This is a genomic window from Variovorax sp. KK3, from assembly GCF_001984055.1.
In the GTDB taxonomy this organism is placed as follows: domain Bacteria; phylum Pseudomonadota; class Gammaproteobacteria; order Burkholderiales; family Burkholderiaceae_C; genus Variovorax.
In genome coordinates, this window is record NZ_LYVO01000044.1 from 18,639 (window position 1) to 41,164 (window position 22,526).

The window sequence follows — 22,526 nt, forward strand, 5'->3', positions numbered from 1 at the left end:
CCATGACCCAGAAAAAACCTCCCGTGCTCTCCGTCGCCTTCGCGCTGCTCGCAGCGGCGTCGACTTCCGCCTTCGCCATCAACGGCAAGCCGGCGGTCGACCGCGACACCATCGTCTTCGGCATCGGCAAGGAGATCGGCAACCTCGACGGCCAGGTGGCCGCCAGCGGCGATTCGCAGCGCTACCTCTGGCAGATCTACGACGCGCTCTACGCCTTCGACACCAAGGGCAACCTGAAGCCGAACGTGGCGACCAAGGTCGACATCGCGGCCGATGGCCTGAGCTACACCTTCGAACTGCGCAAGGACGTCACCTTCCACAACGGAGCGAAGCTCACGGCCAGCGACGTGAAGTACTCGCTCGAGCGCATCCTCGACCCCAACACGCGCAGTACGCGCCGCCCCTACTTCGCGGACCTCGTCACGGGCGTGGAAGCGCAGGGCGACAGCAAGGTGGTCTTCAAGCTGTCGCGGCCCGACGGCGCCTTCCTGAACAAGGTCGCGGGCTACCTCACGCTCGTACCCAGGGCCTACACCGAGTCGCTGCCCAACGTCGAAGCCTTCGCTCGTGCGCCGGTGGGCTCGGGCCCCTACAAGTTCGTCGAGCAGAAGATCGGGCAGTCCGTGACGCTCGAGCGCAACGAGGCCTACTGGGGTGCCAAGCCCGGCATCAAGAAGCTGATCTTCAAGAGCCTGCCCGAGCCGGCGAGCCGCGTGAACGCGGTGCTGACGGGCGAGGCCGACATCGTCGACTACGTGCCGACCGCGGAAGTCGAGCGCCTGCGCAAGACGGCCGGCCTCAACCTCGCTTCCGTGCAGGTGGGGAGACCGCTGGCGGTGCGCCTGTACTCCAACGTCGAAGGCACGCCGCTCGCCAAGCGCGACGTGCGCCTGGCCCTGAACCACGGCCTGGACGCGAAGGCCATCATCGACAACGTGCTCAAGGGCGTGGGCGCGCCGCTGGCTTCGTACATCTCGTCGAGCTATCCCTACGGCGTCGACAAGGCGCTCAAGCCCTATGCCTACGACCCGGCGCGGGCCAAGCGGCTGCTGTCGCAGGCCGGCTATCCGCAAGGCTTCAGCACCGACTTCTATTGCTCGAGCGACAACCCGAAAGAGCTGTGCGAGGCGATCGCCGCGTACTGGAGCCAGATCGGCGTGAAGGCCAACATCAAGGTCATCGACTACGCCGCGTGGAGCCGGCTCAACAACACCCACAAGAACGGGCCGATGACGATGATGCAGTTCTCCAACGCCATCTACGACCCGATCCACCCGATCGGCGGTGGCGCGACGAAGGCCGGCACCTGGTCGGACTATTTCAACCCCGAGGTCGAAAAGCTGGTCGAGCAGGCCCAGACCACCACCGACCGCGCCCAGCGCGACGAGATCTTCAAGAAGATCGGCCGCACGCTGCACGACGACGGCCATGCCGTGCTCGTCACCGAGATGTTCTACACCTACGCGCGGGACTCGCAGATCCAGTGGGAGATCCAGCAGGGCAGCGGTTACTTCAACCTGCACAACATCGGCTGGAAGAAATGAAGGGTCAACCGGAATGGCTGCAGAGCACCTTCGGTCGCGCGCTGTCATGGGGAGCCGATGCCCACGGTGAAAGCCTGGCGGTGGTCCATGGCGAAGAACGCCTCAGCTTCGCGGCGTTGTCGGAGCGCTCGCGCGCGTTCGCTCGCGGCCTCGTCGAACTCGGTGTTCAGCCGGGCGAGAAGGTGTCGCTCTGGATGTCGGATTGTGTCGCCTGGCTCGTGGCCCGCTGGGCGGTGCCGTCGATCGGCGCGGTGCTGGTGCCCATCAACACACGCTTTCGCGACCAGGATGCGCGCTACGTGCTGGCGCAGTCCGACAGCGAGACGCTGATCATCCAGGACCGCGCGGCGATGGGCGCGAACTACCTCGACACCCTGGCCAAGGTGGAGCCGGCCTGCCGCGAGCAGCGCGAGGGCGACTGGCGCAGCACGGTGCTGCCGAAGCTGCGTCGCGTGATCCTGCATTCGCGCGATGGTGGAACGCTGACCGGCTTCACGGACTTCGATGCCATCGAGGCACGCGGCCGTGCCTTGCTCGCCGACGGCGAACTCGACCGTCGCATCGCCGCGGTGCGCCCGGACGACGTGGCGCAGATCCTCTACACCTCGGGCACCACCTCCTTCCCCAAGGGGGCGATGGTGTGCCATGGCCCGCTGCTGCAGAACAACCGCGCCGCGGCCGACATCCTGCAGCTCACGCCGGCCGACCGCTACCTGGCCTGCGTGCCGCTCTTCACGGCCACCGGCACCTTCTACACGCTGTCGCTGTGGATGGCCGGCGCCGCCATGGTGATCGCCGACCGCTTCGATGCCGAGCAGTTCTGCGACATGGTGCAGCGCGAGCGCATCACGCTGAGCTTTTTCGTCGACACCATCGTGCAGGACCTGCGCGCCTTTCCCGGCCGCGGCCGCTACGACCTGTCGAGCCTGCGCACCGGCACCGGCGCGCCGCTGCCCGAGGCCTCGTTCCGCTGGCTCACCGACGAAATCGGCATCCCCGAGCTGGTCAGTGCCTACGGCATGTCCGAAAGCTCCAACGCCGTGGCGCGCACCGGCTGCGACGACCCCTTCGACAAGCGCGCGAGCACCTGCGGCCGGCCCGTGCCGGGCGTGCGCATCAAGATCGCCGACGTCGACACCGGCGAAGACCTGGGCACGGGCCGCGTCGGCGAGATCTGCATCCACGGCTACGTCGTGATGAAGGGCTACTACCAGCTGCCCGACGAAGACGCGAAGGCCATCGACGCCGACGGCTGGCTGCACAGCGGAGACCTGGGCGAGCTGGACTCCGACGGCTACCTGATCTACCGCGGTCGCGTGAAGGAAATGATCAAGCCGGGCGGCTTCAACGTCGCGACGCAGGAAATCGAACTGTTCCTGAAGTCCTTCCCCGGCGTGCGGCAGGCGGCCGTGGTCGGCGTGCCCGATGCACGGCTGGGCGAGGTGGCCTACGCCTATGTCGAAGCGCTCGACGACGAAGCGCTGCACGGCGACACGCTGATCGGCTACTGCCGCGAGCACATCGCGAGCTACAAGGTGCCGCGCTATGTCGAGCTGGTGTCCGAGTGGCCGCTTACCGGCAGCCAGAAGATCCGCAAGCTCGAACTCAAGGAGCGTGCGCTGCGCACCATCGAGGCCCGCCGCGCCGAAACCGTCGGAGGCCCCGAATGATCAGCTACATCCTCAAGCGCGTCGGGCAATCGCTGGTGACGGTGCTGCTCGTCACGCTGATCATCTTCGTGATCGTGCGGCTGATCGGCGACCCGACCCACCTGATGCTGCCGCCCGAGGCCACCGATGCCGACCGCGACCTGCTGCGCCAGCAGATGGGCTTGGACCGGCCGGTGCTGATCCAGTACCTGAGCTACCTCGGCGCCTTGCTGACGGGCGACATGGGCGTGTCGTACCGCTTCGCGCGGCCGGCGCTCGAGATCGTGTTGGGCGCGCTCGGCCCCACGCTGCTGCTGGCGAGTTCGGCGCTCGTGCTCGGCGTCGCCATCGGCGTACCGCTGGGCGTGGTCGCGTCGATCCGCCGCGACGGCTGGGTCGACCAGTTCGCCAAGGTCTTCGCCGTCGTCGGGCAGGCGGCGCCGCCGTTCCTGTTCAGCCTGCTGTTCATCCGGCTGTTCGCGATCCAGCTGGGCTGGCTGCCGACCAGCGGCTACGGCAGCTGGAAGAACCTGCTGCTTCCTTCGCTGGCGCTGGGCTGGTACTCGGCGGCCGGCATCATGCGGCTCACGCGCTCCAGCATGAGCGACGTGCTCGACTCCGAGTACATCAAGCTCGCGCGCATCAAGGGCGTGCCCGAGCGCGTGATCCTGTTCCGCCACGCGCTGCGCAACGCGCTGCTGCCGGTCATCACCTTCATCTCGATGCAGTTCGGCGTGCTGATGGGCGGGGCCGTGTCGGTCGAGTTCATCTTCGCGTGGCCGGGCGTGGGGCGGCTGATCATCGATTCGATCTCCAACCTCGACTACACCACCGTCCAGGCCGCGGTCGCCGTCGGGGCACTCATCTTCGCGGCGGTCAATCTCGCCGTGGACATCGTCTACGCCTACGTGGACCCAAGGATCCGCTATGCCTGATACCTCCGTTCCCACCCTCACGCGCCGCCCGGCCGAGCCCTCGGTCACGGTGCTGCCGCCGCGCTCGCGCAGCCGCTACGGCGCCCGCGTGCAGCTTGTGCTGGCCCTGGCCGTGGCCTTGGTGCTCGTGCTGGTCGCCATCGCGCCGGGCCTCGTGGTGCAGAAGGACCCGACGGCCATCGCGCTGGGCGCCACGCTGCAGCCGCCGTCGGCCGAGCACTGGCTGGGCACCGACCAGCTGGGCCGCGACATGTTCTCCCGCGTGGTGTACGGCGCGCGCATCTCGCTGTTCGTGGCGCTGTGCGCCGTCACGCTCGCGGGTGTGATCGGCGCGCTGGTCGGCGTCACGGCCGGCTACCTGGGCGGCGTGTTCGACGCCATCGCGATGCGCGTGGTCGACATCCAGCTCGCGCTGCCGGCGGTGATCCTGGCGCTGGTGCTGGTCGGCGCCGTGGGCCCGAGCCTGTTCAACCTCATCGTCGTGCTGAGCCTCGCCAACTGGGCGCGCTTCGCGCGGGTGACGCGCTCCGAGGCGCTCACGCTGCGCACCCGCGACTTCGTGCTGCTGTCGCGGCTGGCCGGGGCCTCGCGCATTCGCATCATCCTGAGCCACATCGCGCCGAACGTGGTGAACACCTTCATCGTGCTGGCCACGCTCGACGTCGGGATCATCATCATCCTGGAGGCGACCCTCTCCTTCCTGGGCCTGGGCGTTCCGCCGCCCGAGCCTTCGTGGGGCTCGATGATCGCCGACGGCCGCCAGTACCTGGAGACCGCCTGGTGGATCTGCGGCGTACCCGGGCTGATGCTCATGGTCACCGTCCTCTCCGCCAACCTGCTGGGCGACGCCTTGCGCGACTGGCTCAGCCCCACCGCATCACGGAACTGGTAATGGCCTCCGACACCATCCTCCAAGCCAAGAACCTCACGACGGTGCTGCGCACCGCGTCGGGTGTCGTGCGCGCCGTCGACAACGTCTCGCTCGAAGTGAAGGCCGGGCGCTCGCTCGCGCTGGTCGGCGAGTCCGGCTCCGGCAAGAGCATGACCTGCATGTCCATGATGGGCCTGCTGCCCGGCAACGGCCGCCTGGCCGCCGGCGAGGTCTACTTCAAGGGCCGCGACATCACCAAGATCTCGCCGCGCGAACTGCAGGCGCTGCGCGGCCGCGAGATCGGCATGATCCTGCAGGACGCGATGACCTCGCTGAACCCGCTCTTCACCATCGGCGAGCAGGTCGGCGAAGTGTTCAAGTACCACCAGGGCGTGACCGACAAAGCCGAACTGCGCCGCCGCAGCATCGAAGTGCTCGAGAAGGTCAAGATTCCGGCCGCCGAAGGCCGGCTCGACAGCTACCCCTTCCAGTTCAGCGGCGGCATGCGGCAGCGCGTGTCGATCGCCATCAACATCGCGTTGTCGCCCTCGCTGCTGATCTGCGACGAGCCGACCACCGCGCTCGACGTGACGGTGCAGCTGCAGATCCTCAAGCTGCTGCGCGAGCTGCAGAAGGCGCAGAACATGGCGATCGTGTTCGTCACGCACGACCTGCACCTGGCGGCGCAGTTCTGCGACGACGTGGCCATCATGTATGCGGGCCGCATCGTCGAGGCGGGCCCCATCGCCGACGTCTTCGCGCGGCCGGCGCATCCCTACACGCGCGGCCTCTTGAAGGCGGTGCCGTCGCTGGAGAGCTACAAGCGTCCGCTCACGGCCATCCCGGGCCACCAGCCCTCGCTGGCCAAGCTGCCGACGGGCTGCCGCTTCGAGCCGCGCTGCGCCTATGCGCTGGACGTGTGCCGCCAGCAGTATCCGGACTGGTTCGAGTGGGAGCCCTCGCGCCGCTGCGCCTGCTGGCGCACGGCCGACTCGCTCGAGGACACGTTGGCGCCGGTGCAGGGCGCCGAGCAGCCGGGCGGGGTGCCGCAGCGCATGCGTCCCCCTGTCGACGTTCAGCTCGCCAAGCCGGGCCTGGGAGCCGCCGCATGAGCGCCACCTTCATGCAGGTCGAAGGCCTGCGCAAGACCTACCAGGTGCGCCGCGGCCTGTTCGGCCGGCCGAAGCCGCTGCACGCGGTCGCCGGCGTGAGCTTCGACGTCCAGCCCGGCACCACCTTCGGGCTGGTGGGCGAATCGGGCAGCGGCAAGAGCACCATCGCCAAGATGCTGATGCTGGCCGAAAGCCCCACCGAGGGCACCATCCGCATCGGCGATCACGCGGTGACCGAGATGAAGAAGCAGGACCAGGCCCGCTTCCACCGCGAACTGCAGCCGGTGCTGCAGGACCCGTACAGCTCGCTGAATCCGCGCATGCGCATCGGGCGCATCATCGACGAGCCGCTTCGCATCCACGAGGTCACCGAATTCGGGCCGCACAAGCAGCGCGTGGCCGAGCTGCTGGCGCTGGTCGGGCTGCCGCCCGAAGCGGCCGGGCGCTACGCGCACGAGCTGTCGGGCGGGCAGCGCCAGCGCGTGTCGATCGCGCGCTCATTGGCGTTGAGCCCCAAGTGCATGATCCTCGACGAGCCGGTGTCCGCGCTCGACGTATCGATCCAGGCGCAGATTCTCAACCTGCTGAAAGACCTGCAAGCGCGCCTGCAGCTGACCTACCTGCTGATCTCGCACGACCTGGCCGTGGTCGCCTACCTGAGCCAGCGCATCGGCGTGCTGTACCTGGGCGAGTTCATGGAAATCGGCAACGCCGAAGACGTGATGACCCGCCCGCGGCATCCCTACACGCAGGCGCTGATCGCGTCGGTGGGCGCACGCAGCGGCGGTGCCTCCGCCAACCTGGTGCAGGGCGAGATCCCCTCCCCCATGAACCCGCCGAGCGGCTGCCTCTTCAATCCGCGCTGCCCGCACGCCACCGAGCGCTGCCGCACCGAGAAGCCGCTGCTGCGCGACTTCGGCAACGGCCAGAAGGCCGCCTGCCACCACGCCGAGACCATCACCTTCCGGAGTTTCGCCGCCGGCGCGGCTGCAGATCCGGCGATCCACCAGCCACACGGCGCCAACCATTGAGGATGCAACAGACATGATGAACGACACCAAGGCCTTTGCCGGCGCACCGCTGCTCGCCGAACTCGACCACCACGCGCAGGAAGCCTTCGCGCCGCGCGAGCGCGACTATCACGACCACGTGAAGATGCCCTACGAGAACCTGCGCGAGCTGTTCGACCGCGGGCTGCTCACCGCCACCGTCAGCCGCGAGAGCGGCGGCCTGGGCAGCAACGTCATGTCCGGCGAGCCGGACACCTTCCTGAACGCCGTGCGCACGGTGGCGCGCGTGTCGCCCGGCACCGCGCACTGCATGCAGGTGCAGAACCATGTGGCCTGGACGCTCGACGAGCTGGGCACGCCGTCGCAGAAGGAGCGCTTCCTGAAGCCGATGGTCGAGAAGTTCACGCTGAGTTCGTACGTCGGCAGCGAATCGAACCGCAAGCACATGTACGTGCTCAACACCACCGCCAAGCCGGTGGATGGCGGCTACATCGTCAACGGCCACAAGAACTACGCGAGCAACGGCTTCAAGGACGGCATGGCGATCGTGTTCTGCACGATCGAGGGCGAGACCGATCCGGCCAAGGGCCACCTGATGGTGATCGTCGAGCCCGGCATGAAAGGCCTGGAGCAGAACGACGACTGGTACGAACCGACCGGCATGCGCGTGTGCCCCAGCCCCGAGATCTACCTCAACGACGTCTTCATCGACCGCGAACACGTGCTGGGCCAGCCCGGCGACTACACGCGCGGCCGCTGGCAGGGCCGCTTCCACCTGGGCTTCGCCGCCAACTACCTGGGCAACCTCGAGGGCTCGTACCGCTGGGTCGTTGGCCAGTTGCGCAAGCGCGGCCGCGGCAAGGACCCGCTGATCCAGTTGCGCGTGGGCGAGGCGCAGACCCTCATCTACGGCGCGCAGACGGCCTTCGCCCATGCCATCGAGGTGTGGCGCGGCGGCGACGTGCAGGCCGCCGAGCTGGCCTCGATGAAGGCCAAGGCCATCTGCGCGCATGCGGCGCTGCAGGTGTCGCACACGCTGATCACGCTGGCCGGCTCGACCGCGCTGTTCGACGAGTTCCCGCTCGGTCGCATGATCCGCGACCTGAACACGCACGTGCTTCACGTCGGCCACGACAAGACGGCGCAGATCTGCGGCGCCGCCGAGCTCGGCGAAAGCTTCGACTCCACCCTGCAGCGTTGAGAGGAAGAGGGAACGCATGGACTTCCAGCTCAACGACCAACAACGCGAACTGATCGAGGGAACCGAGCGCCTGGGCCGCCAGCTGCAGGCGCAGGCCAAGGAGGCAGGCGACGCCGAGCACCACGGCGACTTCGAGCCGATGCACAAGCTCCGCCGCGACATGGCGGCCAACGGACTGCTGGGCCTCAACATGCCGACGGAATACGGCGGCATGGGCCTGCCGCTGCTCGACACGCTGTTGCTCATCCAGTCGCTGCAGAAGATCGACTCCACGCTCGGCGGCCTGGCGCACCGCACCTCCACCGGCGCCATCGGCGCCATCCTCGAGCTCGGCAACCAGGCGCAGAAGGACCGCTACGTCACCGGCGTCGCGCGCGGCGAGTTCGGCGTGTCGATCGGCATCACCGAGCCCGATGCGGGCTCCGCGGCCACGGCGATGAAGACGCGCGGCCGCATCGAGGGCGACGACGTCTTCATCCGCGGCCAGAAGATCTTCATCAGCGCCGCCAAGGCCCACAAGTACACGATGCTGTACTGCCGTTTCGGCAGCACCGGCAGTGCACGCGACATCGGCGCCATCGTGGTGCCGCACGACGCGCCGGGCTTCTCCATCAGTCCCGGCACGCTCAACATGGCCGGCGAGCGCCAGTACGAACTGTTCTTCGACGACTGCAAGGTGCCGCGCGAGAACATCCTGGCCGAGTCCAACGCCTTCGGGAAGCTCATCAGCGTCTACAACGCCGAGCGGCTCGGCAGCATGGCGCGCATGCTGGGCTCGGCCCAGGCGTCGTTCGAGTTCGCGCTGCAGTACGTGCAGGAGCGCAAGCAGTTCGGCCGCGAGCTGGCGGACTTCCAGGGCCTGCAATGGATGCTGGCCGAGATGAAGGTCAAGCTCGAGGCGGCGCAGCTCATGGTGTGGCGCGCAGCCTCCAACGCGATGACCGGGCTGCCGGTGCCGGTGGAGACCTCGATGGCCAAGGTCTACGTCGCCCAGGCCTGCAAGGAAATCTGCGACGACGCCATCCAGCTCTTGGGCGGCTACGGCTACATGACCGAGTACCCGGTGGAAGCCCGTTACCGCGAGGTGCGCGGCGGCTCCATCTACGGCGGCACGCTGCAGATCCACAAGAACATGATCGCGGCGCACCTGCTCGGCCGCAAGAACAACCAGTGGGCACCTAAGGCAGAGACATGAAGGCATCGCAACTCGCCGACCACGAGCCGGTCATCGTCGACGCGCTGCGCACGCCTGTCGGGCGACGCGGCGGCTCGCTCAAGGACTGGCATGCGGCCGAGCTGCTCGGGCAGGTGCTGGGCGGCCTGGTCGCGCGCAGCGGACTGCCGCACGATGCGGTGGACGATGTGGTCGCCGGCTGCGCCACCCAGGTGGGCGAGCAGGCCGGCAACGTGGCGCGCACCGCGCTCCTGATGGCGGGCTTTCCGGTGACCGTGCCCGGCACCACGGTGCAGCGCGCGTGCGGCTCGTCGCAGCAGGCCGTGCACTTCGCCGACAACCTGATCCGCAGCGGCGTCTGCGAGGTCGTGATCGCCGGCGGCGTGGAGCTGATGTCGAAGACGCAGGGCGGCAACGACGACACGCGCTACGGCCGCCGCCATCCTGAGGCGCTGGTGCAGAAGTTCGCCATGCCGAGCATGGGCGAGGCCGCCGAACGCATCGCCGATCGCTGGGACCTGTCGCGCGAATGGCTGGACGAACTCTCGCTGCGCAGCCATGCGCTGGCGGCAGAGGCCCAGGACGCGGGGCGATTCGATTCGCAGATGCTCGCGCTGACGCAGCCCGACGGCAGCGTCTTCGCCACCGACGAAGGCGTGCGGCGCGGCACCACGCTGGAGAAGCTGGCCACGCTGAAGACCTCGTTCCGGCCCGAAGGCCGCATCACGGCCGGCAACGCGAGTCAGGTGTCCGATGGCGCGTCCGGCATGTTGCTGATGTCGGCCCGCGAGGCGCGCGAGTACGGCCTGCGCCCGCGCGCGCGCCTGCACAGCCAGCTCGTGGTGGGCGTCGATCCGTCGATCATGCTGACCGGCCCGATCCCGGCCACGCAGCAGATCCTGAAGAAGAGCGGTCTGTCGATGCAGGACATCGATTTGTTCGAGATCAACGAGGCCTTCGCTTCGGTGCTGGGTGCCTGGGTGCGCGAGTTGAAGCCGGACATGGAGCGCGTGAACGTCAACGGCGGCTCCATCGCGATCGGTCATCCGCTGGGCTCCACGGGGGCCCGCCTGATGACGCAGCTGCTGTGCGAGCTGGAGCGCCGCGACGGCCGCTTCGGCCTGCAATCGATGTGCTGCGGCGGTGGCCTGGGAACGGCCACGATCATCGAAAGAATCGAGAACTGACGAATAAACAACTCCAAATAATGGACTTGTGTAGTGCCGGCGGTTCTCCATTGTGAAACCTTTGCAAGGCGAAGAATCCGGGAATCAGAATCCACCTGTGCGCGAGAGGAACGAAGCGCGAAGAAGCGCATGCAGGCTTCACGAAAGTACCTCTCGTACAGAGCAATAAGCGTCACAGGAGACAAACCATGAAGTGGATTTCTGCGTTCCTCGCCGCGGCCGTAGTCGGCACTGCGGCGCCCTTGCCGGCAGGTGCCGCCCCGGCCGTCGACGACAACACCATCGTCGTCGCGGTCGAAAAAAGTTTCCAGAATCTGGATGCTCAGGTGGCGGCCAGCGGCGATTCCCAGCGCTACGCCTGGCAGCTCTACGACACGCTCTACGGTTTCGACGCCAAGGGCAACCTCGAGCCCCGCGCCGCCACCGGCTTCAAGCTGTCGGACGACGGCCTGACCTACAGCTACAAGCTGCGCGCGGGCATGAAGTTCCACGACGGCGAGCCGGTGACGGCGGAGGACGTGAAGTACTCCTTCGACCGCATCCTCGACCCCGCCACCAAGAGCACCAAGCGCCCCTACCTCGCGCGCGTCGACAGCGTTCGGGTGGCCGCGCCCGACACGGTCGAGGTCAAGCTGAAGGACCGCGACGGCGCCTTCCACAACAAGGTCGCCAACAACGTCTTCATCATCCCGAAGAAGTACGCCACCTCGCTGCCCGATGCCGATGCCTTCGCGCGGGCGCCGATCGGCTCGGGCCCCTACAAGCTCAAGTCGCACAAGATCGGCCAGGAACTTGAGCTGGAGCGTTTCGACGGCTACTACGGCACCAAGCCCGCCATCAAGCGGCTGGTGTTCAAGATCATTCCCGAAGGCTCGACGCGCGCCAATGCCATCGCCAAGGGCGAAGTGGACATCGTGATCCAGGTGCCCACCAACTACCGCAAGCAGCTCGAACAGAACCGCGAGCTGAAGGTGAACTCCATTCCCGTGGCGTCGCCGATGTACGTGCGGCTCTACACGCGCGACGAAGCCTCGCCGCTGGCCAAGCGCGACGTGCGCATGGCGCTCAACCTGGCGCTCGACCGCAAGGCGATCGTCGACAGCGTCTTCCACGGCGTCGGCAAGCCGCTGGGCACCTTCATCTCGGAATACTTTCCGTACGGGTCAGACCCTGCGATCAAGCCCTACCCCTACGACCCGCAGAAGGCCAAGGCGCTGCTCGCGTCGGCCGGCTATCCGAAGGGTTTCAAGACCAAGCTCTACAGCCCCTCCGACCAGGCGCCCGAGCTCGCCGCGGCCATCGCCGCCTTCTGGCAGCAGATCGGCGTGCAGACGGAGATCGCGCGCATCGACTACGCCGCCTGGAGCCGTCTCAACAACACGCAGCAGAGCGGCCCGATGACGCTGTCGGCCTTCGGCAACGCGATCTACGACCCGATCAACACGGTGACCGGCGCCTTCTCGAAAGACGGCACCTGGTCGAGCTACTACAACCCCGAGGTCGAGGCCGTGATCCACGAAGTGATCGGCACCCAGGGCCCGGAGGCGCGCGGCGCGCTGTTCCGCAAGATCGGAAAGATGCTCTACGACGATGCCGCTGGCGTCTTCATCAACGAGATCTTCTACCTCTACGTGCAGAAGTCCGACCTCGACTGGACCATCACCGAAGGTTCCGGCTTCCTCGACTTCCGCAAGGTGGGCTGGAAGACGGGCAAGCCCTGACCGGTGCATAGACACACAGACACACAGACACACAGACACACAAACACCCAGAGTCACAACGAGCAAAAGGAGACGACGATGCCTGCACGCATCCTAGGAATGATCGGCGTGGTGCCACCCGCCGGCGGGCCGGTCCACGTGATCGGCGGCGGAATTTCGCGCGACTGGATCGCCCAGCATTCGCGCGAGCACGAGGAGGCCGGCTTCGACGAAGTGCTGGTCGGCTACTACTCGTCGTCGGCCGACGGGCTGGGCGTGGCGCTGTGGGGTGCGGCGCATACGCAGAAGCTGTCGTACCTGGTGGCGCACCGGCCAGGCCGCGTGCTGCCGGCGCTGATGGCGCGCAAATTCGCCACGCTGGACGTGTTGACGCAGGGCCGCATCTCGATCCACGTGATCATCGGCGGCAGCGACCAGGACATGCAAGCCGAAGGCGACTTCACCTCGAAAGAGGAGCGCTACCTGCGCGGCGCCGAGTACGTGGACGTCATGCGCCGCCTGTGGGCGGCCGACGCACCCATCGACTACAACGGCGACTTCTACAAGCTGCGGCAGGCCTTCTGCGAGGTCAAGCCGGTGCAGCAGCCGCATCCCACGCTGCTCTTCGGCGGCTCGTCGGCCGGCGCATTGGACATGGGTGCGAAGCACTGCGACGTGTTCGCGATGTTCGGCGAACCGCTGGCGGCCACCGCGGCACGCGTGGCCGACTACCGGGCGCGCTGCGCGGGCTTCGGCCGCGAGGCGCGATTCAACATGTCCTTCCGTCCCGTCATCGCGGAAACCGAAGGGCAAGCCTGGGACAAGGCGAAGGCCATCCTGGCGCAGGTCAAGTCCTCGGGCGACGCCGTGAGTCGGGCGCCGATCAGTCATTCCGCCGAACGCCTGATGGAATTCGCCAAGCAGGGCGACGTGCACGACGAGCGGCTGTGGATGCCGATCGCCGAGGCGACCTCGGCCCACGGCAACACCACCTGCCTGGTGGGCACCGCCGCGCAAGTCGCCGACGCGCTGCTGAAGTACTACGAACTCGGCGTGCATTCCTTCCTGCTGCGTGGGTTCGACCCCCTCGCCGACGTGCCCGAGTTCGGGCGCGAACTGTTGCCGCGCGTGCGCGCCGGCGCACTTGCCATCGACCGAAAGCCAAAGCCATGAGCCAGAAGAAACGACCCTTCATCGTCGGCGTCGGTGGGACCACCCGCGCCGGATCCAGCACCGAAAAGGCACTGAGGATCAGCCTTGCCGCAGCCGAGGCGCAGGGCGCCGAGGTCGACCTGATCGCCGGCCCCGAACTCGACCTGCCGATGTACAACCCCTCCACTCCCGCGCGCGCGCCTGGGGCCGAGCGGCTGCTGTCGCTGCTGCGCCGCTGCGACGGCGTCATCCTGGCCTCGCCGGCCTATCACGGCTCGATCTCGGGCCTGATGAAGAACACGCTCGACTACGTGGCCGACATGCAGGAAGACGACCGTGTGTACTTCGACGGCGTGGCGGTGGGCCTGATCGCCACGGCCGGCGGCTGGCAGGGTGCTGTGCAGACGCTCGCGACCATGCGCTCCATCGTCCACGCGCTGCGTGGCTGGCCCACGCCGATGGGTGCGGCGCTCAACAGCGCGCTGCCGCTCTTCGACGCCAACGGCCAGTGCACCGACCTGTCTTCCAAGTTCCAGCTCGAGACCGTGGGACAGCAGGTGATGCAGTTCTGCCGGATGTGCTCGACCCCCATGCCGAGCGTCATGCCCAACTCGAGCGCGCAGAGCGTCTGAGCCCTTCACGAAAGCACCCCATGTACGTTCGCATCTACTGGACCCGCATTCAGCCCGATTCATTGCCGGCCATCGAGAACAAGTACCGGCAGCTCGCCACTTCCATCCCCGGCCGCCTGCTGCGCTGGGTGACGCAGGACGTCGCCGACCCGGAAAGCGTCATCACGGTCACGCTGTGGGACAGCGAGAAGAGCGTGCGCGACTGGGAGAGCTCCGACGCCTACCAGCGCGGCGTCGAGGCCGTGCGGCCCTACCTGGCCGGCTCGCAGGCGATCTCGCTGTTCGAGATCAAGGTCGACGACCCGGTGGGGCTGCTCGACCAGATCAAAGCGGCCGCGGGCCGGCCGCAGTGAACGGCGGGCAGTTCTACATCGGCGGGCACTGGGTCGACCCGGTCGAGCCGCGCGCGTGCGAGGTCATCGACCCGGCATCGGAGCAGTCCGCCGGCCGCATCGCGCTGGGCTGCGCGGCCGACGTGGACCGCGCCGTCGACAGCGCCCGCGCCGCCTTCGGCCGCTATGCCGCCAGCACGCGGGAGTTTCGGCTCGCGCTGCTCGGCCGCGTGCGCGCCGCCTACGAACGCCATGCCGAGGCGCTGGCGCAGGCTGTGTCGACCGAAATGGGCGCCCCCATCACGCTGGCCCGCCGCGCGCACGTGCCGGCGGGGCTGGGCCACATCGACCAGGCCATCAAGGTGTTGCGCGAGTACGAGTTCGACGAGCGCATGGAGGACGTGCGCGTCACCCGCGAGCCGATCGGCGTGTGCGCCTTCATCACGCCCTGGAACTGGCCGATCAACCAGATCGCCTGCAAGGTGGCGCCGGCGCTGGCGGCCGGCTGCACGATGGTGCTGAAGCCCAGCGAGGTGGCGCCCCTGTCGGCCTTGCTTTTCGCGCAGATCCTGCACGAGGCGGAGGTGCCGGCCGGAGTGTTCAACCTGGTCAACGGCGATGGCCCCGGCGTCGGTGCGGCGTTGGCGGCGCATCCCGAGGTCGACATGGTGTCCTTCACCGGCTCGACGCGCGGCGGCACGCAGGTCGCCATCGCCGCGGCGCCCACCGTGAAGCGTGTGACGCAGGAACTGGGCGGCAAGTCGGCCAACATCATCCTGCGCGGCGCCGACCTCGAAGCCGCGGTGACGCACGGCATACGCCTCTGCTTCAACAACTCCGGCCAGTCGTGCAATGCACCGACGCGCATGTTCGTACCGGCCGAGCTGGAGGACGAGGCCGTGCGGATCGCGCAGCAGGTGGCCGCCGGCCTGGTGCTCGGCGCGCCGGCGGACGCGGCCACCACGCACGGCCCGGTGGCCAACCGCGTGCAGTTCGACCGCATCCAGTCGATGCTGCAGGCCGGCATCGACGAAGGCGCGCGCCTGGCCTTCGGCGGCCCGGGGCGACCCGAGGGCCTGGCGAGCGGCTTCTACGTGCGGCCGACGCTGTTCCGCGGCGTCCGCAACGACATGCGCATCGCGCGCGAGGAAATCTTCGGCCCCGTGCTGGTGATGATCCCCTACGACACCGAGGACGAGGCGGTCGCGCAGGCCAACGATTCGGAGTACGGCCTGTCGTCGTACGTCCACGGTCCGACGATCGACGCGGCACGCGCCGTCGCTCGGCGCATGCGCGCCGGCATGGTCCACATCAATGGGGCCATGGCGCAGCGCCATGCGCCCTTCGGCGGCTACAAGCGCTCGGGCAACGGGCGCGAGTGGGGGCGCTACGGCTTCGAGGAATTCCTCGAGATCAAGTCGATGTTCGGCTACCACGCCTGAGCCGCCGGGCCCACGCGCCGATGCCCGGCTGCCGAGGTGCCTTCCGTCTACTGGGGCCAGAGGTCGGTCTGCGCGGCCAGCTGCCGCTCGAGCTGGCGCACGGCCTTCTGCAGCAGCTCGGCGATCTCGGTGCGGCGCTCGTCGCGCATGCGAAAGCCGATGGCGGCCACGCTGATGGCGGCGAAGGCCGGCCCGGAGCCGATGCGCACCGGCATGCCAATGGCGGTCACGCCTTCGAGCACGTCGTCGACGTTCACCGCATAGCCCACCTCGCGCGACTTGAGCACGGCGGCGCGCACACGCTCGGCGCTGGCATTGCCGTGCGAGGTGTAGCGGTCCTTGTTGAGGGTGATGATGCGTTCGCAGTCCTCGTCGGGCAGCTCCAGCAGCAAGGCCAGCGAGCCGGCGCCGGCGCCCAGCGGCCGGCGGCCGCCGACGTCGAGCGCGCGCGTCTGGATGGGGTAGGTGCCTTCCAGGTGCTCCAGGCAGACGGCCTCGGTGCCGCTGCGCACCATGAGGAACACCGAGTCGCCGGTCTTCTGCCGGATGCGGTCGAGCGTGGCGTGGCACAGCTCCTTCAGCTGGAAGTGCGGCGAGGCGGCCAGGCCCAGCTCGTACACCACGTGCCCCAGGCGGTACAGCTTGGTGCCGGGGTCCTGCGAGACCATGCCCTGCGCCATCAACCCCTTGACGATGCGATGGGCGGTGGGCGATTCGAGGTCGAGCACCTTGGCCAGGTCCACCAGGCGCACGCCCTTGCTGCCGTGCGAGGCGATCTCGCGCAGCATGGTCACGGCGCGGTAGATGCTCTGCGTGCCCCAGGTGGGCGTGCCCAGCTTCGAAGGCGCCTTCTTGGCGGCCCTCGGGCGCGTGGCCGGCGTCGTCTCCGCGGCACTGCCGCGCGGCGAAGGCGCGGTGCTCCTCTTGTTGTTGCTCTTCATGGTGCCGGCCATTGTGCCTCGGCGCGTCAGTGCCGGGCAGCGATCTCTCCCACCAGGCCGGTGTGGACCTCGCCCGAGCGGAACTCCGCACTGGCAAGGATCTTCAGCAGGAAGGGCAGGTTGGTCTTGAGCCCGGCGATCTCGGTCGCGCGCAGGGCCTGTTCCAGCCGGGCGATGGCGCCGTCGCGCGAGGGCGCATGAACGATCACCTTGGCGATCATGGGGTCGTAGTGCGGGGTGACGCGGTTGCCCTCGGCGTAACCCGTTTCGACGCGCACGCCGTCACCGGCCGGCATGCGGAACACCTCCAGCAGGCCCGGCGAGGGGTAGAACTTCACCGGGTCCTCGGCATAGATGCGGGCCTCGATGGCGTGGCCGCGGGACTGCACCTCGGCCGGCAGCACGTCGCGCATGCGCATGCCGCTGGCCAGCTTCACCTGCGCCGCCACCAGGTCGATGCCCGTGATCTCCTCGGTCACGGCATGCTCGACCTGCAGGCGCGTGTTCATCTCCAGGAAGTTCCACTCGCCGGCCATGTCGCGCAGCATCTCGACGGTGCCGATCACGTCGTAGCCCATGCGCGACAGCACGCGCACGATCTCGTCGGCCCGCTCGAGCACCTGGGCGCGCGGCAGGCGCGGTGCGGGCGATTCCTCGATCACCTTCTGGTGGCGGCGCTGGATGGAGCAGTCGCGCTCGAACAAATGGCGCACCTCGCCGTGGCGGTCGGCCAGTACCTGGAATTCGATGTGGCGCGGCTTTTCCATCAGGCGCTCCAGGTACAGGTCGTCGCAGGCGAAGCTGCGCTGCGTGAGCGCCCGCGCCTGGCCGACCGCGCGTTCCAGTTCCTCGGCGCTGCGTGCCGCGACCATGCCGATCCCGCCGCCGCCGCCCGCGGGCTTCACCAGCACCGGAAAGCCGATCGCGGCCGCCTCGCGCAGGTTGGCCGCCGCGTCGGCGCCCAGCAGGCCACTGCTGCGCGACATCGGCATGCCCAGCGAGGCCATGGTGTCGCGCGCCCGCGTCTTGTGACCCATGGCTTCGATCCACTGCGGCGACGGGCCGATGAAGCCGGCGCCCGCCTCGGTCACGCGCCGCGCGAAGCCGGCGTTCTCGGACAGGAAACCGTAGCCGGGATGCACCGCATCGGCGCCGCACGTGGCGAGGGCGGCCAGCACCGCGGGCTGATTCAGGTAGGTCTCGGTGGCGGCGCTGCCCGGCAGCGCGATGGCTTCGTCGGCCTGCGCGACGTAGGGAAGGTCCTTGTCGGCGTCGGAGTAGAGAACGGCGGAACGGATGCCCAGGCCCTTGAGCGCCCGGATCACGCGCGCGGCCACGGCGCCGCGGTTGGCAACTAGCACTTTGCTGTACATGATGTCTCAAGATTCCATATATTGGTGTTGCAAATCATACATTGCTGCTCTTACTAAGACTAGATGTTCGATTAGATGGAAACTACAATGTCAATATATGGAGTATCTTGAGGTGCGATCACGACGACGATGTCGACGCGACGCGCTTCCCGACGAACACGAGACGAAATACGAGAGGCGAAGATGAAGAGCGAAATCCTGGAAGAGCTGAAGTCCCGCCGCGCGACGGGCCGTGCGCCCAACGCCGCGGCCATCGACAAGCTGCGCACGCAGGGCAAGCTGACCGCGCGTGAGCGCATCGCGCAATTGCTGGATGCGGACAGCTTCGTCGAGCTGGGCGTGCTGGCGCGCAGCTCGCATCCCAGCCTGGCGGACCGCACGCCGGCCGACGGCATCGTGGTCGGCCACGGCACCATCGACGGACGGATCGTCTATGTCGCCGCCGACGACAACACCGTGATGGGCGGCACGCGCGGCAAGGTGGGCGAGCTGAAGATCGCGCGGGCACGCGCGGCGGCGCTCGCGCATCGCAAGCCCTTCATCGCGCTCATGGAAGCGGGCGCTGCGCGCGTGCAGGAAAGCTTCGGTGCCATGGCCGCCACCATGGGTGCGCGCTTCGGCGACCACTTCCGCATGTCGGGCCAGGTGCCGCAGGTCGCTGCCATCCTCGGGCCGGCCTTCGGCGGGCCGTCGTTCACGGCCGCGCAATCCGACTTCACCACCATCGCGCGCGACACCGGCTTCATGGGCATGTCGGGCCCGATCGTGGTGAAGGTCGGCATCGGCCAGGAGGTGTCGAGCGAGTCGCTGGGCGGCAGCGAGATCTGCGCCGTCGACACCGGCCAGGCCGACCACGTAGGCGACACCGAGGCCGAATGCCTGGCCGAGATCCGCCGCTTCCTGTCGTTCCTGCCCAGCCACAGCGGCGAACTGCCGCCGCGCGCAGCGCCGAAGCCGGCGGCTGTCGACACGCCCGAGGGCCGGGAAAAGCTCGCCACGCTGATCCCCGACCTGGCCCGCCAGGCCTACGACATGCGCAAGGTGCTCGGCCTGATCGTCGATGGCGGCGAGCTGCTGCACTACCGGCCGCGCTACGGCGTGGGCGTGGTCACCGCCTTCGCGCGCTTCGGCGGCCAGCCGGTGGGCATCGTCGCGTCCAACCCGATGGCGCGCGGCGGCGTGCTCGACGAGAGGTCGGCGCAGAAGGCGCGCAAGTTCATCGACACCTGCGACGCCTTCCACCTGCCGCTGGTCTTCGTCTGCGATGCGCCGGGCTTCCTGGTGGGGCCGGACATCGAGAAGCACCGCATGGTCTCGCTCGCGTCGCGGCTGCTGAATTCGGTGGCGGCGGCCTCGGTGCCGCGGATCACCATCGTCGCGCGCAAGGCGATCGGGCTGGCCTACATCGCCTTCTGTGGACGGTCGATGAACCCCGACACCATCGTCGCCTGGCCGACCGCGCATTTCGACGTGATGGGTCCGGAGGCCGGCGTCGAGATCGTGCATGCCAAGGCCATCGCCGCGGCGCCGGACCCGGTGCAGCGCAAGGCTGAGATCATGGAGCAGCTGCGCGAGCAGTCCAGCGCCTACCGGGCCGCCGAGATGGGGCTGATCGACGACGTGATCGATCCGGGCGAGACGCGCCAGGTCATCCTGCAGTCGCTCGCCAAGTGCGAGGCCGCGCGGCAAGCCAAGTTCAAGCACCGCATCGATCCCTGACGCTCCTGCGCCCGCCGCGCGCAGGCGCTGCCTGCAGCTGCGGCCGGGGCTCAGCGTGCGATCAAGGCCTCGCCAACGGCGACGCGCGTGTCTTCCACCCACGCCTCGAGCGTGCAGGCCACGTGCCCGGTGGCTTCGGGTGCCGTCACGGTCGCCTGCACACGCACGCGGTCGCCCGGCCGCACGGGCGAGGTGAAGCGCGCGTTGATGTTCTTCACGCGGCCCGGCGTGCCTGCCCATTCGCCCACCGCGCGGCCCATGAAGGCCATCGTCAGCATGCCGTGCGCGATCACGCCGCCCAGCTGCGCCTCGACCGCGAACGGGTGGTCGTAGTGGATGCGGTTGAAGTCGCCCGATGCGCCGGCGTACTGCACCAGCTGCGTGGTCGTCACCGGCGGCAAGGTCATGCTGAGCGACTCGCCGGGCTTCATCGCGAACAGCGGGCCGTTCATGCGTCTTGCTCCGTGCGCGAGGCGCGATAGAGGGTCACGCGGCCGCAGGTGACGACGAGATCGCCGGCGCGGTCGTCCGCGTCGAGCAGGCGGGCCTCGATCTGCTGGCGGATCAGCTGCATGCTGCCGCGCGCGCTCTGCTTGTCCTCGACGCCGACGAAGCGCAGGCGGCACTCCAGCCGCATGCCGGCCAACACCGGCCGCTCGTAGTGGAAGGACATCTCGCCGGCCAGGATGCGCCGGCGGTCGAGGTCGCGCGTCCAGGCCGGCTCCTGCGGCGGCCGGAACGAGGTGGGGAAGGTCGGCGGCGCCGGGATGTCGTCGAAGCCGGCGGTGCGCGCGGCGGCGAGTTCGCGGTAGATGGGGCTGGGCTCGCCGACGGCCTCGGCGAAGCGGCGGATCGCACCGCGCTCCACGTCGACCACGAAGGGCTGCGACAGCGATCCGACGAGCGAGAGATCGATTTCACTCATGCTGCATTCCTTTGCCTTGCGGGCAGGCTGCGTTGCGCCGCTTCGCGACCGGCGGCAGCGCCGCCGACGAAGCATTCGGCGAGGTTGCCGCCCGCCATGTAGACGTGGCCGAACACGCTGCCCATCTCGCCGGCCGCGTACAGGCCTTCGATGGGGTCGCCGAAGGGGTCGAGCACCCGCTGCCGCGCGTCGTGAACCGGGCCGCCCTGCGTGTTGATGACCACCGGCCAGAGCTCGGCCAGGTAGAAGGGCCCTTCGACGATCGGCGCCATGGTCTCCGGCCGGCGGCCGAAGGCGTCGTCCCGGCCCGCGGCGCAGGCGGCGTTCCAGGTGGCGACGGTGGCTTCGAGCGCCGCGGCATCGATGCCGGCGGCTCGAGCGAGGGCAGCGATCGAATCGGCGCGCTGCAGCATGCCCGATTCGACCTCGGCCAGGTTGTCCTCGCTCCAGTCGTACCAGTGTTGCGGGTCGTTGGTGATCGCGCGGCCCATCGAATACATGCGCCGGCCCGCCTCGTCGAAGACCATGAAGGAGGGCAGGCGCGTGTGCGCATGGGCCTGCGGGTCGAAGAAGTCGAACTGCCGGACGCCGGTGTCGGACATATAGGGCGGGTATTCGTCGATATAGCGCCGGCCGCGGCGGTCGACCACGATCCACGGCATCACGGGCAGCGGCCTGCGCGTCGGCCGCTCGGGCGTCCACATCGGCAGGGCCTTCACATACAGGCCGAACGGATAGGCAGGGTCGCTGTGGCGCATGCCGTAGGGGCCGTGAAAGTGCCACATGTGCCAGAGGTCCGCGCCCACCGCCTGCGCCATGCGGATGCCGTCGCCCGTGTTGCCGGCGAAGCTGCCCGCCAGCACCGGCATGGCCGGGAGGTACTGGCGCTTCATTTCCTCGTCTGCCTCGAAGCCGCCGCAGGCGAGGATCACGCCGCCTTGCGCATGCACGGTCACCGCACGGCCGCCGTGCTGCACGCGCAGGCCCGTGACCCGGCCGTGTGCATCCTTCATCAACCGATCCGCCGGGGTGGACAACCAGACGTCGAGCCGTCCCTGGCGCCGGCGGTGCTCCACGTTGTCCAGCAGAAGCTTGAAGAGCAGGCAGCCGGGGCGGAAGGGCCGCGCATGCAGCCAGCCGGCCGGGTCCTGCGCGAAGCCGGGAATGTCGGCCACCTCGGCGTAGCCCAGTGCATCGCAACCGGCGAACGGATAGTTGCCCGCAGCCGGCTCCACCGAGATCTGCGCCCCGTTCACGCGCGCGAGCCGGCGCAGTTGCTCCGGCACCGCGTGCATGCCCTGGGCCAGCGCCTGCAGGAGGTCGTCCGGCGTGCGGCCGCCGCAGGTCTCGCGCAGGTAGGCGAGGCCTTGGTCGGCGTCGAAGGCGATCCGCACGCCGCCGGCCGACAGGATGGAGATGCCGCCAGGCTGCGCCATCTTCTCGATCAGCAGCACCCGGGCGCCGGCGTCCCAGGCTTCGATGGCGGCCATCGCGCCTGCGGCGCCGTAGCCGACCACCACCACGTCGTACTGCGCGGCGCTCGATGTGGAGCTTTGTAATTCCATATATTGGCTATATCATCGACGCATTCAAAGGCGTAGCGTACCAAATCATGCAGTAAATCGCC

20 protein-coding genes are annotated in these 22,526 nt (G+C 68.5%); 15 read left to right on the plus strand and 5 right to left on the minus strand.

Features of this window, described 5'->3' with window-relative positions; translation table 11 throughout:
- The first annotated feature begins 2 nt into the window (after positions 1–2).
- The 14 genes from B0W80_RS20380 to B0W80_RS20445 all read left to right on the plus strand — a co-directional run bounded on the left by B0W80_RS20380 (position 3) and on the right by B0W80_RS20445 (position 15,941).
- A complete protein-coding gene (locus tag B0W80_RS20380; RefSeq protein ID WP_077000983.1) occupies positions 3–1,544 on the plus strand; it encodes an ABC transporter substrate-binding protein in 1,542 nt (513 codons plus the stop codon).
- Positions 1,541–3,214 carry an AMP-binding protein gene (locus tag B0W80_RS20385; RefSeq protein ID WP_077000984.1) on the plus strand — a complete coding sequence of 558 codons (1,674 nt, stop codon included), beginning with the start codon at positions 1,541–1,543 and terminating at the stop codon, positions 3,212–3,214. Before B0W80_RS20380 ends, B0W80_RS20385 begins: the two co-directional genes overlap by 4 nt.
- A complete protein-coding gene (locus B0W80_RS20390; protein WP_077000985.1) occupies positions 3,211–4,128 on the plus strand; it encodes an ABC transporter permease in 918 nt (305 codons plus the stop codon). Before B0W80_RS20385 ends, B0W80_RS20390 begins: the two co-directional genes overlap by 4 nt.
- Positions 4,121–5,020 carry an ABC transporter permease gene (locus B0W80_RS20395; RefSeq protein ID WP_083745524.1) on the plus strand — a complete coding sequence of 300 codons (900 nt, stop codon included), beginning with the start codon at positions 4,121–4,123 and terminating at the stop codon, positions 5,018–5,020. Before B0W80_RS20390 ends, B0W80_RS20395 begins: the two co-directional genes overlap by 8 nt.
- Complete coding sequence (locus B0W80_RS20400; RefSeq protein ID WP_083745525.1) at positions 5,020–6,111, plus strand: ABC transporter ATP-binding protein; 1,092 nt, start codon at positions 5,020–5,022, stop codon at positions 6,109–6,111. The genes B0W80_RS20395 and B0W80_RS20400 overlap by 1 nt, the downstream gene beginning before the upstream one ends.
- Complete coding sequence (locus B0W80_RS20405) at positions 6,108–7,142, plus strand: ABC transporter ATP-binding protein (RefSeq protein WP_083745526.1); 1,035 nt, start codon at positions 6,108–6,110, stop codon at positions 7,140–7,142. Before B0W80_RS20400 ends, B0W80_RS20405 begins: the two co-directional genes overlap by 4 nt.
- A gap of 13 nt (positions 7,143–7,155) precedes the next feature.
- Positions 7,156–8,322: an acyl-CoA dehydrogenase family protein gene (locus tag B0W80_RS20410; protein WP_077000986.1), complete on the plus strand. Its 1,167-nt coding sequence runs from the start codon at positions 7,156–7,158 to the stop codon at positions 8,320–8,322.
- Positions 8,323–8,338: 16 nt separating this feature from the next.
- Entirely contained in the window at positions 8,339–9,517 is a 1,179-nt protein-coding gene (locus tag B0W80_RS20415; RefSeq protein ID WP_077000987.1) for an acyl-CoA dehydrogenase family protein, read from the plus strand.
- Positions 9,514–10,683: a thiolase family protein gene (locus tag B0W80_RS20420; protein ID WP_077000988.1), complete on the plus strand. Its 1,170-nt coding sequence runs from the start codon at positions 9,514–9,516 to the stop codon at positions 10,681–10,683. The genes B0W80_RS20415 and B0W80_RS20420 overlap by 4 nt, the downstream gene beginning before the upstream one ends.
- Before the next feature lie 188 nt (positions 10,684–10,871).
- The gene (locus B0W80_RS20425) at positions 10,872–12,404 is read left to right on the plus strand and encodes an ABC transporter substrate-binding protein (protein ID WP_077000989.1); all 1,533 of its coding nucleotides are present in this window, start codon (positions 10,872–10,874) and stop codon (positions 12,402–12,404) included.
- 78 nt (positions 12,405–12,482) lie between these two features.
- Positions 12,483–13,556 carry an LLM class flavin-dependent oxidoreductase gene (locus tag B0W80_RS20430; protein WP_077000990.1) on the plus strand — a complete coding sequence of 358 codons (1,074 nt, stop codon included), beginning with the start codon at positions 12,483–12,485 and terminating at the stop codon, positions 13,554–13,556.
- Positions 13,553–14,167 (plus strand): NADPH-dependent FMN reductase, encoded by a 615-nt coding sequence (locus tag B0W80_RS20435; protein WP_077000991.1) that lies wholly within the window; start codon positions 13,553–13,555, stop codon positions 14,165–14,167. The genes B0W80_RS20430 and B0W80_RS20435 overlap by 4 nt, the downstream gene beginning before the upstream one ends.
- Positions 14,168–14,187: 20 nt before the next feature.
- Positions 14,188–14,520 (plus strand): antibiotic biosynthesis monooxygenase, encoded by a 333-nt coding sequence (locus B0W80_RS20440; RefSeq protein ID WP_077000992.1) that lies wholly within the window; start codon positions 14,188–14,190, stop codon positions 14,518–14,520.
- The gene (locus tag B0W80_RS20445; RefSeq protein ID WP_077000993.1) at positions 14,517–15,941 is read left to right on the plus strand and encodes an aldehyde dehydrogenase family protein; all 1,425 of its coding nucleotides are present in this window, start codon (positions 14,517–14,519) and stop codon (positions 15,939–15,941) included. The genes B0W80_RS20440 and B0W80_RS20445 overlap by 4 nt, the downstream gene beginning before the upstream one ends.
- Before the next feature lie 47 nt (positions 15,942–15,988).
- Here the strand turns inward: B0W80_RS20445 and B0W80_RS20450 are convergent, their stop codons facing one another.
- Both B0W80_RS20450 and B0W80_RS20455 read right to left on the minus strand, forming a co-directional pair.
- A complete protein-coding gene (locus tag B0W80_RS20450; protein WP_083745530.1) occupies positions 15,989–16,882 on the minus strand; it encodes an IclR family transcriptional regulator in 894 nt (297 codons plus the stop codon).
- A gap of 26 nt (positions 16,883–16,908) precedes the next feature.
- Positions 16,909–18,255 carry an acetyl/propionyl/methylcrotonyl-CoA carboxylase subunit alpha gene (locus B0W80_RS20455; RefSeq protein WP_077000994.1) on the minus strand — a complete coding sequence of 449 codons (1,347 nt, stop codon included), beginning with the start codon at positions 18,253–18,255 and terminating at the stop codon, positions 16,909–16,911.
- A gap of 183 nt (positions 18,256–18,438) precedes the next feature.
- Here B0W80_RS20455 and B0W80_RS20460 point away from each other — a divergent pair, with 183 nt between their 5' ends.
- A complete protein-coding gene (locus B0W80_RS20460) occupies positions 18,439–19,974 on the plus strand; it encodes an acyl-CoA carboxylase subunit beta (protein ID WP_077000995.1) in 1,536 nt (511 codons plus the stop codon).
- A 50-nt stretch (positions 19,975–20,024) separates the two neighbouring features.
- Here the strand turns inward: B0W80_RS20460 and B0W80_RS20465 are convergent, their stop codons facing one another.
- The 3 genes from B0W80_RS20465 to B0W80_RS20475 are packed head-to-tail and all read right to left on the minus strand — an operon-like array spanning position 20,025 to position 22,464.
- Entirely contained in the window at positions 20,025–20,426 is a 402-nt protein-coding gene (locus B0W80_RS20465) for a MaoC/PaaZ C-terminal domain-containing protein (RefSeq protein ID WP_077000996.1), read from the minus strand.
- A complete protein-coding gene (locus B0W80_RS20470) occupies positions 20,423–20,899 on the minus strand; it encodes a MaoC family dehydratase N-terminal domain-containing protein (RefSeq protein ID WP_077000997.1) in 477 nt (158 codons plus the stop codon). The genes B0W80_RS20465 and B0W80_RS20470 overlap by 4 nt, the downstream gene beginning before the upstream one ends.
- Complete coding sequence (locus B0W80_RS20475; protein WP_077000998.1) at positions 20,896–22,464, minus strand: FAD-binding protein; 1,569 nt, start codon at positions 22,462–22,464, stop codon at positions 20,896–20,898. Before B0W80_RS20475 ends, B0W80_RS20470 begins: the two co-directional genes overlap by 4 nt.
- Between the last annotated feature and the right edge of the window lie 62 nt (positions 22,465–22,526).

What these genes read in the sequence shown, in the direction of transcription:
- B0W80_RS20425 (WP_077000989.1), top strand. Translation starts at nt 10,872, where the DNA reads ATGAAGTGGATTTCTGCGTTCCTCGCCGCGGCCGTAGTCGGCACTGCG.
- B0W80_RS20460 (WP_077000995.1), top strand. Translation starts at nt 18,439, where the DNA reads ATGAAGAGCGAAATCCTGGAAGAGCTGAAGTCCCGCCGCGCGACGGGC.
- B0W80_RS20385 (WP_077000984.1), top strand. Translation starts at nt 1,541, where the DNA reads ATGAAGGGTCAACCGGAATGGCTGCAGAGCACCTTCGGTCGCGCGCTG.
- B0W80_RS20380 (WP_077000983.1), top strand. Translation starts at nt 3, where the DNA reads ATGACCCAGAAAAAACCTCCCGTGCTCTCCGTCGCCTTCGCGCTGCTC.
- B0W80_RS20400 (WP_083745525.1), top strand. Translation starts at nt 5,020, where the DNA reads ATGGCCTCCGACACCATCCTCCAAGCCAAGAACCTCACGACGGTGCTG.
- B0W80_RS20455 (WP_077000994.1), bottom strand. Translation starts at nt 18,255, where the DNA reads ATGTACAGCAAAGTGCTAGTTGCCAACCGCGGCGCCGTGGCCGCGCGC.
- B0W80_RS20390 (WP_077000985.1), top strand. Translation starts at nt 3,211, where the DNA reads ATGATCAGCTACATCCTCAAGCGCGTCGGGCAATCGCTGGTGACGGTG.
- B0W80_RS20435 (WP_077000991.1), top strand. Translation starts at nt 13,553, where the DNA reads ATGAGCCAGAAGAAACGACCCTTCATCGTCGGCGTCGGTGGGACCACC.
- B0W80_RS20440 (WP_077000992.1), top strand. Translation starts at nt 14,188, where the DNA reads ATGTACGTTCGCATCTACTGGACCCGCATTCAGCCCGATTCATTGCCG.
- B0W80_RS20470 (WP_077000997.1), bottom strand. Translation starts at nt 20,899, where the DNA reads ATGAGTGAAATCGATCTCTCGCTCGTCGGATCGCTGTCGCAGCCCTTC.
- B0W80_RS20420 (WP_077000988.1), top strand. Translation starts at nt 9,514, where the DNA reads ATGAAGGCATCGCAACTCGCCGACCACGAGCCGGTCATCGTCGACGCG.
- B0W80_RS20450 (WP_083745530.1), bottom strand. Translation starts at nt 16,882, where the DNA reads ATGAAGAGCAACAACAAGAGGAGCACCGCGCCTTCGCCGCGCGGCAGT.
- B0W80_RS20410 (WP_077000986.1), top strand. Translation starts at nt 7,156, where the DNA reads ATGATGAACGACACCAAGGCCTTTGCCGGCGCACCGCTGCTCGCCGAA.
- B0W80_RS20465 (WP_077000996.1), bottom strand. Translation starts at nt 20,426, where the DNA reads ATGAACGGCCCGCTGTTCGCGATGAAGCCCGGCGAGTCGCTCAGCATG.
- B0W80_RS20415 (WP_077000987.1), top strand. Translation starts at nt 8,339, where the DNA reads ATGGACTTCCAGCTCAACGACCAACAACGCGAACTGATCGAGGGAACC.
- B0W80_RS20395 (WP_083745524.1), top strand. Translation starts at nt 4,121, where the DNA reads ATGCCTGATACCTCCGTTCCCACCCTCACGCGCCGCCCGGCCGAGCCC.
- B0W80_RS20430 (WP_077000990.1), top strand. Translation starts at nt 12,483, where the DNA reads ATGCCTGCACGCATCCTAGGAATGATCGGCGTGGTGCCACCCGCCGGC.
- B0W80_RS20475 (WP_077000998.1), bottom strand. Translation starts at nt 22,464, where the DNA reads ATGGAATTACAAAGCTCCACATCGAGCGCCGCGCAGTACGACGTGGTG.
- B0W80_RS20405 (WP_083745526.1), top strand. Translation starts at nt 6,108, where the DNA reads ATGAGCGCCACCTTCATGCAGGTCGAAGGCCTGCGCAAGACCTACCAG.